This is a genomic window from Mesorhizobium sp. M2C.T.Ca.TU.002.02.1.1 (genome assembly GCF_003997225.1).
The window spans coordinates 1-2507 of sequence record NZ_RZTO01000863.1 but is presented as its reverse complement, the minus strand read 5'-3'; the positions used below and the strand labels follow the sequence as shown (position 1 = coordinate 2507).

Sequence of the window (2507 nt, the reverse complement as noted above, 5' to 3'; positions counted from 1 at the left end):
CGCCGGCTATGTCGAAATCGACGATTTCCGCCACGCGACACAGCTCGGCATCGCCTATCTTGCCCGTGACCGCAGAGCCAACGGCATCTTCCCCTCGCTGTCGATCCTCGACAATTTCAGCATGGTGACGCTGGGGCGCGATCGTCGCTTCGGATTGATCAGCCCCCGCGCCAGGCGCGAACGCTTCGAGCGTTACCGCGAGCGGCTGTCGATCGTCGCGCCCGGCGGCAACAAGCCGATCACGGCTCTCTCGGGCGGCAACCAGCAAAAGGTGCTGCTGGCGCGCTGGCTGGCGCGCGAACCCAGGATTCTCCTCCTCAACGACCCCACGCGCGGCGTCGATCAGCGGACCCGTGAAACGCTCTACCAGGCTTTCCGCGATCTCGCGCGACAGGAGGGCATGGCGCTTGTCGTATTGTCCTCGGAGCTAGAGGAAATCTTCCGCCTTTGCGATCGGCTCCTGGTGTTCCGCGAGCAGGGCGTCGTCGCTACCTTTTCGGGGGCCGATATGAACAGCAGCACAGTGATCGCGGCAATGTTCGGGCGCGTCGCATGACAGCGGCCGCGCCAATTGCCGGCAACGCGCCTGCGCGATCGCGTGGCATCGGGGCGCTCCTGGCCGGCCGTCGCGAGTCGGCGCCGGCCCTGGCCATCCTTGCCGTTCTGCTCATCGTCGACCTGTGGCTGAACCGGGCCTGGATGCTGCCTGGCTCCTGGGGCACCGTCATCGGCCTCGCCGGCCCGACGATGGCGGCAGCGATCGCCTCCATGCCGGCGATCATGGCCGGACGCGGCGGCATCGACGTCTCGATCGGCCCGTTGATGGGGTTCATCAACATCATCCTGGTCAAGGTGCTGGCGGGAGATATGGGCATCGACCAACCCTGGGTGCTGGTGCCGGTCGCCCTTGCGATCGGCGCGCTTGTCGGGCTGTTCAACGGGCTGCTCTCCGCGGTGCTGCGCATCCAGCCGATCGTGGCCACGCTCGGCACCTATCTGGTGCTCAGCGGCGTGACGCTGACCCTTCTGCCTGCGCCGGAGGGCGCGGCGCCCGCCTGGCTGAAGGCCCTTGCCGGCCCCTACTCCATCGTCCCGCTCGCCGGCATGGCGGCAGTCTGGCTGCTGGCGAAGCGTCTGACCGTCTATGATTGGCTGATGGCGTGCGGCAGCGATGACCGTGCCTGCTTCACCGCCGGCATCCCCGTAACCGGCGTGCGTGTCTTCGCCTACACGCTTGGCGGCCTTTTTGCCGGCGCCGGAGGGCTTTTGCTCAGCGCGCTGCTCGGCTCGGCCGACCCCAATGTCGGCCCCACCTTCACGCTGGTCGCCATCTCCGGCGTGGCGCTCGGCGGCGTGAGCCTTGCGGGAGGGCGCGGCGGCTTCGCGGCCGCGGCGCTTGGGGCGGCAGTGATCTTCCTGCTGCAGAGCACGCTCACCTATTTCAACGTCTCGAGCTTCCTGCTGCACACCCTCTACGGTGTCATCCTGGTGGCATCCGTGTCGCTGAACGCGCTCACCGGCCGCATCGCGGGAGGACCGAGATGAACGTCCTTTCCGGCCTAGGCGCCAACACCCGCCGCACCCTTGGCGCCATAGGCATGGCTTTGGTGCTGCTCGTCCTCGGCTCACTGACGATCGAGGGTTTCGGCGCGCCGTTCGCCATCCGCTCCATGCTCGTTCTGGCGACCTTCATAGCTGTGGCGTCCATCGGCCAGACGCTGGTGGTCCTGCTTGGCGGCATAGACCTGTCGATCCCCTTCGTCATCGGCTTCGCCAATGTCGTTGCCGCCTCGCTTTACGGCGACGGGATGGCGTTCTGGCTGGTCTGTTTCATCGTGGCGTTGCTGTCGATGGCCATCGGAGCCCTCAACGGCGCGCTGTCCTCTTTCCTCAGGATCCATCCGTTGATCGTGACGCTTGGCGTCGGCACCGCGGTACAGGGGATCGTGCTGATGTGGACGGGCGGGCTGCCCACCGGCTCGGCTCCAGCCTATCTGAGCGAGTTCGTGTCGATCGGCGGGACGATCGGCCCGCTGCCCGTGCCGTGGGTCGTGCCGTGCCTCGCGATGCTGGCAGTCTTTGTCCATGTGATGCTTGCGCGCACGCCGTTCGGCCGGCAGGTCTATGCGCTCGGCAGCAACCCGACGGCAGCACCGCTGGCGCTGATCGACCCGCATCGGATCGTCGTCGTCAGCTACGCGCTGAGCGCCCTGTTCGCCGCGCTCGCGGGCGTCCTGCTGCTCGGCTTCACCGGCTCGGCCTATGGCGACGTCGGCCAACCTTACCTGTTCCAGACCATTGCAGCGGTGGTGATCGGCGGCACCGCGCTCGTCGGCGGGCGCGGCAGCCTGATCGGCACGGTTGCCGGCTCGGCAGTCCTGATCGAGCTCAACACTTTCCTGATCGGCCTCGGCCTCGCGCCCTCCACGGTGCAGGCCGCGCTGGGGATCGTCATTCTCGCATTGGTCTCGATCTACGGCCGCGAAGCCCACGTCCGCACATTGATC

The 2507-nt window shown here is 67.2% G+C and carries 3 protein-coding genes; all 3 read left to right on the top strand.

The genetic code is table 11. The annotated features are described in order from the left end of the window. Nucleotides 1-556, top strand: a 556-nt coding sequence (locus tag EOD07_RS30605; RefSeq protein WP_164772697.1) for an ATP-binding cassette domain-containing protein, incomplete at its 5' end; no start/stop codon positions are given. Next, the gene (locus EOD07_RS30600; RefSeq protein WP_127237960.1) at nucleotides 553-1545 is read left to right on the top strand and encodes an ABC transporter permease; all 993 of its coding nucleotides are present in this window, start codon (nucleotides 553-555) and stop codon (nucleotides 1543-1545) included. The genes EOD07_RS30605 and EOD07_RS30600, both read left to right, overlap by 4 nt. Beyond that, nucleotides 1542-2507 (top strand): ABC transporter permease (locus EOD07_RS30595; RefSeq protein ID WP_164772696.1); only part of this gene is annotated, 966 nt, incomplete at its 3' end. The genes EOD07_RS30600 and EOD07_RS30595, both read left to right, overlap by 4 nt.